Source organism: Novacetimonas hansenii JCM 7643 (assembly GCF_000964405.1).
GTDB lineage: Bacteria > Pseudomonadota > Alphaproteobacteria > Acetobacterales > Acetobacteraceae > Novacetimonas > Novacetimonas hansenii.
In genome coordinates this window covers 1-4,705 of sequence record NZ_BANE01000032.1, presented here as the reverse complement: position 1 = coordinate 4,705, position 4,705 = coordinate 1, and the positions used below count along the sequence as shown (strand labels likewise).

Here is a 4,705-nt window from a genome sequence, read left to right as displayed (position 1 = left end):
ATAAAAGTTTTTGGTGAAGCTTTTTTCAAAAAGCTTCGAAAGACATCGCCAAAAATATTTTTCTATTGTTTATCAATGGCCTGTTTTCAAACAATCTCTACCCGACTGTTGGATTAGGGAGCTTTTCGAAAGAATATTTCTAAAACACAGCCTCGATAACATCCTGAATTATAAAAGTTTTTGGTGAAGCTTTTTCTAAAAAGCTTCGAAAGACGCTGCATTTTTGAAAAAAGACAGCACCCAGGAACTTTTCCTGTTTTTTATCAACAGCTTGTTTCCAAACAGTCTCTAAAAGGCAAGAGGAAAGGCAGGCGACTGGCTGTTTCCCAATGGCTGTTTTTCGACGGCCGCTTTTCCAGTTGTCGTTGTTCTGACAGGCGGTGTTCTGCTTGGCTGCTGTTCTATCGGGCGCACTTTGGGCCGGGACGGGAACTTTGCCCTGTTCCGCAGGTTTGGGACAGCAAGATGGTCAAGGACAACGCCCATGTGCCCTGCATCATGCCCACAGGCCCAGCCTTCGCGCCCCGGACCGGGCCTTGGCATCCCGCCAGAGGCCCCGCCCGATCCCCACCCGGAGGATCATGATCCCACTGCCCCGCTTCCGGGGGAGGAAGACGACGTGCCCGCGCCGCTGAAACTGCCGGAATATGACGTGGCGGAAGATGACGGCTTGGGCACGTGGGACAACGAAGGGGGCGACGACCCGGATGGGGATGATGAAACCCTGCCCCCCGATCCCCCAGAGGAAGAGCCCGAGGACGATCCCACCGGGCGGCATGGTCGGATATAGGAGATTGTTTGAAAGCAACGCATTGATAAAAAAGGAAAAGTTTTGGGGTGCCGCCTCTCGATCCAAAAAGGCGGTGTCCTTTGAAGCTTTTAGGAAAAAGCTTCACCAAAAACATTTATAATTTCAGGATGTTATTGAGACTCACTTTTTAAACAGTCTCTAACCCCCGCTGAATTTCCCCGTCCCGCCATGTTAAGGGGGCGCGTTACAGCATCGCCAGTATGATCGGGACCAGCGTTCCTGCGGCCAGAAGCGTGTAATGCAGTTTCTTCTGCCGCGTCTGTGTCAGCCCGATCCAGACGCCAAGCACGGTGGACACCACGAGGCTTGCGGAAACAAGGGCAAAAAACCACCGCAGCAACAGGGTCGGCACGGGTGTGGACGCAGGCCGCGGCGGGCGTTGTGGCGCGTTGTCCCCGGCGGGGCGTGGTGGGCCGGGGCGTGGCGGCTTGGCGCGGAAAGCCTGTTTTTTATGAAGCTCGCCCAGCTTTTCGATAATCGGGACGGGCACGTACCCGTTATGGGATTCGTGAAACCCGAAAATCTGGAAAATACCTGTCAGCGCGAAAAACAGCAGGCTTGGGGCCGCGACCAGCGCGGACCACCCATGCACCCGTCGCGCCGTAATGCGCGCCATCAGGACCGCACCGCCACAAAGCAGATTACCAGAAAATTACGCATGTTCACAAAGGCCAGCCTACCTGTCCCCCATCCCCGATGGATGGGGCCTGCATCCTTCATAACCGCGAAACCATCATGACGGGATGATGAAAATGTCACGAAATGTATGGTCGATGCCTCTGACAGCAGAAAGGGAGTGCAGGATTGTTCAAAAAGTCAGGGCCAGTACCCTCCTGAAATCATAAAGGTTTTTTGGTAAAGCTTTTTCCAGAACCCTTCACAGGACATCACCTTTTTGAAAAAAGGCGGCACCCAGAAACTTTTCTTTTTTATCAAGGATCTGTGTTCAGACAGATCAGGGACGTCGCGATGCCATTATGTCGGCAGGGGGCGGGGGCATATGGGGACATGCATGCGTGCAACTCTGCCCCTGCCCCGGCAGGGTAGGGCAGGGGCCACCACCGGGGATGTGACGCCTGACGCATTTCCACCGAAAACCGGTTCGGTGGAAATGCTCCGGGTTATTGTTTTTACGCGCATCTGCACCGGTTTGAACGCACGCATTCAAACCGGATATGCTCTAACTCATTGTTTCTCAGTCATATTCGCCAGTTCGAATGTGTCCATTCAAACCGGATCTGCTCTAGTGGCGGAAATCGCCCGCGCCCGGCAGGTTCGCCGCTGGCGTGACCGAGGTTCCGATACCGCCGGGATCGCTCATCATGCCGCTTGGGCCGATGCCGGTGGCATTGTCGCGGCTGGAAATCCCGGTGTCATATGCCGTGCTGCCATAAGACCCGCTGCCGCCCGTACCGCCGATATAGCTGTTGGCGCCGGTATTGCCGGATGCACCATGCGACGTCCCGGTCGTGGTGCCGCCGGGCACCCCCATGTCGTTCAGGCCCCCCGCGCCCGCACATCCCTTGGCCGCCTGAACGCGGTGCAGGGCTTCCATCTTGCCCTTTTCACGCGCCAGCAGGCCCTTGACGTCGCTGCCGGTCATTTCCGAAAGCGGCAGCCCCACCATCAGGACACCCCATGTGTCTGTCTTGCGCGCGCGGTGCTGCTTGTCCGTCAGGGTCTGCAACACGTCGCCTTCCTTCAACTCCGCCTCGCCAAGCTGCTGGCAACTGAGGCTGGAATAGGCACTGTCGGGAATATAGGCCGGCCGGATGCTATCGGGGCTGGCGGCACATCCTGCCAACAGCACCATACCGCCAAACAGCGGCACGAGCTTGTTCATGATCTTCTCCGTTCATGATGACCCGGCTTTGTCGCATGTCTGGAAATGTATGGCTATGTAACAACGTGTGACTTTATGTTACAAAAAGACCGCCTGGCTCACTCGTCGCCAAAGTAATTCTCGCAAATACCTTTGGTACAGGGAGAATTCAGCAGGACACCTTCCTTGCTGACCAGCCCATCGTGATAGGTATAGGTGCGTTGCACGCCGTTGGTGTGCATGGAGGGCATGCGCAGTTGCAGCGTATTGCCCACCACCTTTGTGTGGACGATGTCCGAACAGGTGCCAAAGAAATTGGTGTGCTGTTCTTTTTTACGGCTGACCTGCAAGACGGCGAACGTGGCGGGACACAGGGAACCGCCGATGCTCTGGACCACCACGATATCGCTGTCGCCCATCGCGATTGACGGTGACAGCATCAGGCCGCTATTGCCCGTCAGGACGGGATGCACCGCATGGCCGCGCCATGTGATCCTGTCCTTGCTGATGGCGACGGGGCCAAAGCGGGTCTGCTGGGCCTGCGTCTGCTGCGCCTGCGCCATGGTGGAGATCCCCGCAACCAGGGCAAGGGTCGCAAACGGCCCCCAAAATATGCGCGACAGCCGCAACGTATGCCCAAGATGCCTCATCGTCAGCCCATGTCCCGTCAAGTGCGGCAGGCACGCCCGCCTGAACGTATGCCCACCATGGATGATGGACATTAAGGACCAACGCCCGCCCCCACGCAAGGCGGGGTGGCGCGCAAGGGCGCGTGGCGGCCATAACATGCGGCCATAACATGTCGCGCCCGCCTGCGCGCCTTTTGCGCCGTGATGTCAGGCGGCCATGCGGGTGATGGCCTGACAGTAATAAAGGAACGCCAGCCGAAGGGCGCGCGCATCCTGCCCATCGGTAATCCTGCGCAAGGTGGCGGCGGTTGCGTCGTCCCCGCCCTTCAGGCGGTCGATTTCGGTGATGTCGGACACGGTGATGTCGGCGGGGGTCAGGTCCTGTTCCGGCTGTGCGGCGGACAGGCGGTATTCAACCAGCGCCTGCGACAGGGCCTGCGGCAGGATGCGGGCATCGGCGGGCACTTCGTCATCGGACAGGATATTGTCCAGCGCCGCAGCAAAGCGGGTACGGATTTCGGTGGCGTTCATGTGCGGATGCCCTTTCGTGGCGATGGGATGGTCAATCGGGTGGCGGCGTTCATGCCGCGTCGGGACATGGCGATACCACGTCCGGTGCGCGGGGGCTAAGCCATGGCGGCGCATGCCCGATGCGCATTGCGCCGCGCACCTTACAGCAGGTCGTGCATCTCGCTGCGGATATCGTTGCATTTGCGCGTCAGCATCCCGGCCTGTGACGCGGTCATGAAATTGATGATGAATGCCCCAAGCAGGGAGCCAAAGGACAGCCCGATCAGGATCTTGCCCAAAAGGGAAATCGGGTCATTGTAATGCTGTGCCGAATACCACAGCAGCCCAAGGCTGACGACAGATCCCGTCACCCCCATCACGCCGGTGGATTTAAGGAGCGAGTCCTCCTCGCTGCTGAAGGTGGCGGCTTCTTTCCACAGCAGGTACATCTTCTGGTCCATGGCGCTGATGCTGCGCTTGTGGGTGTCCTGCGCGTCGCTGTCACTGCTGTCGTGGCGTGTGCTTTTTTTGTGGCGTTCGAGTTCCTGCTGTGCCTTTTCAAAGACGCGGCGGCGTTCCTTGATCGCCGGAAGGCTGATGTCCACAAAGCTCAGGATCGCCATGTTCATCCCGGCCGAAAGCTGGACGAGCGCCTGATACTCGCCCCATGTCACCCATGTCACCTGAATTGCCGTCCGTTTCGCCTGTTGGGGATCACACGGGGTGGTTATAGAACACAATCCCCCCCCTATGGCATCCCCCGTGATGCAGGGCCTCCATCGCGCGATGTTATGGCTGGCGGCGGCGATGCGACGATGGACGCGTATAGCCCGGCGGGGTCGCGCCGGGGGCATGCCAGGGGACGTGTTAGAGACTGTTGGCAAAATCCGGCGCGATAACATCCTGAAATCATAAAAGTTTTTGGTGAAGCTT

The 4,705-nt window shown here is 58.0% G+C and carries 6 protein-coding genes; 1 reads left to right on the top strand and 5 read right to left on the bottom strand.

The annotated features are described in order from the left end of the window. The first annotated feature begins 484 nt into the window (after positions 1–484). Positions 485–790 carry a hypothetical protein gene (locus B7G66_RS02245; protein ID WP_003621616.1) on the top strand — a complete coding sequence of 102 codons (306 nt, stop codon included), beginning with the start codon at positions 485–487 and terminating at the stop codon, positions 788–790. 205 nt (positions 791–995) lie between these two features. Here B7G66_RS02245 and B7G66_RS02240 read toward each other — a convergent pair whose 3' ends face one another. The 5 genes from B7G66_RS02240 to B7G66_RS02220 all read right to left on the bottom strand — a co-directional run bounded on the left by B7G66_RS02240 (position 996) and on the right by B7G66_RS02220 (position 4,446). Further along, entirely contained in the window at positions 996–1,427 is a 432-nt protein-coding gene (locus B7G66_RS02240; RefSeq protein ID WP_003621618.1) for a hypothetical protein, read from the bottom strand. Between the two features lie 627 nt (positions 1,428–2,054). Next, positions 2,055–2,654 carry a hypothetical protein gene (locus tag B7G66_RS18605; protein WP_003621622.1) on the bottom strand — a complete coding sequence of 200 codons (600 nt, stop codon included), beginning with the start codon at positions 2,652–2,654 and terminating at the stop codon, positions 2,055–2,057. Positions 2,655–2,752: 98 nt separating this feature from the next. Next, positions 2,753–3,283: a hypothetical protein gene (locus B7G66_RS02230; protein WP_141313092.1), complete on the bottom strand. Its 531-nt coding sequence runs from the start codon at positions 3,281–3,283 to the stop codon at positions 2,753–2,755. A gap of 186 nt (positions 3,284–3,469) precedes the next feature. Further along, on the bottom strand, positions 3,470–3,907 hold the full coding sequence (locus tag B7G66_RS02225) for a hypothetical protein (RefSeq protein WP_003621626.1): 438 nt from the start codon (positions 3,905–3,907) through the stop codon (positions 3,470–3,472). A 26-nt stretch (positions 3,908–3,933) separates the two neighbouring features. Then, positions 3,934–4,446, bottom strand: a complete 513-nt coding sequence (locus B7G66_RS02220) for a hypothetical protein (protein ID WP_040512760.1) — start codon at positions 4,444–4,446, stop codon at positions 3,934–3,936. Positions 4,447–4,705: the final 259 nt, after the last annotated feature.